Below are 1,343 nucleotides of genomic sequence, written 5' to 3' on the forward strand. Positions count from 1 at the left end.
CTACAAGCTGACCTACGACCAGGCGCCGTTCTCCAACGCCTCGCGCCTGACCGCCGTCACCCGCTACGGCACCGATGCGGCCATCGCTGCCGACGGCACCATCACCGGCGGCACCGCAAAGCCGCTCGGCCAGATGACTTACCAGAATACCGATGGCGTCTATACGACCGTTAATAGCGTGCTCTCCGCGCTCTTGGTGCCAGGAGCACCCAACGAGACCGGCGATCTGGATTTTGACGGCCGTGACGAAATCTTTGGCGACCGGGTCTGGCAACAAACGTCGGGAACACAGCAAAATCCTGGTGCCATCACCTACAATAGAACGAAATACACGTACAAATTCAATTCGAGTGGCGCGCTCATCAACACGACATCGGTACCCCTCAACGCGGCAGAGGACGGTCTATATTCTTCCAAGCCCGGTAGGCTCTTGCCCAACAAAAGCACGATGGACTTTGCCGATACGGTCACGGCGACTTCTCAGTCGAATGGCGGCCAGTCGGTGACGGGAACACGAGGCGCGATTGTCCTCACCGACACCCAGCTGGCGTTGACCAATGCCAATTGCAAAACGTTCCTCGGCGCCCCGTCGCCGCCGGCCGGCTACGAGGCCGCATGTGATGCGCTCTCGGATGGCTCATATATTGTCGCTGACGCGGACGGCGATGGCCTCGACGTGGTCAACAAAAGTAGTGGTACTCTATTAAATCCGAGCCTAGGCGTCGGCGACTTCCTCGGCAGTGGCCATCAGCTGCCGATATACATATCGGGAAGCAATCTACAAAAGGGCGTGTTTTCGGTCGACAAATGGCAGCCGGGCGGGACGTCGTTCGAGATCACTTGCCCGGCGGTGCAATTTTCTGGCTCCGGCACTTGCGTGCTGGCCGATGTCAATGGCGATGGGGCGACAGACATTGTCAACTACGGCCAAGGTGGCAGCGTCCGGATATCCCTGTCGACCGGGATCGGTTTCAAGGGCTACGTCAAGCACGACGCGGATGGCGATGTTGGAATCCTGCGCGACTTCGACAATGACGGCCGCATGGACCTCATCACGCTGAGCAACAGCGATCTCAAAACCCAGCCCTACAGCACCGGCACGGTCAAAATTTACTTCCTGCAGCCGTCCTCGACGGACTTCACCCCGGTTCGGTTTTACCTTCCGGTGGCAATGACTGCCGGATCGCCGGTCGGCGATTTCAACGGCGACGGCCTGCCGGATTTTACCGACTACCACGACCACATGTTCATCTCGGCCCCCGGCGCTGGCAACCCGAACCTGCTTCGCAGTGTCGTGACGGAACTCGGCGGGACGGTTGCGGTGGAGTATGCGCCGTCATCGA

Annotated in this window: 1 protein-coding gene; it reads left to right on the forward strand. The window is 59.6% G+C overall.

Annotated elements, in window-relative coordinates; genetic code table 11:
• The coding region (locus tag NKH28_RS34260) for an FG-GAP repeat domain-containing protein (protein WP_352981458.1) at positions 1-1,343 on the forward strand (1,343 nt) is incomplete at both ends.

It is taken from the genome of Mesorhizobium sp. M1227 (assembly GCF_040318315.1).
Taxonomy (GTDB): Bacteria; Pseudomonadota; Alphaproteobacteria; order Rhizobiales; family Rhizobiaceae; genus Mesorhizobium.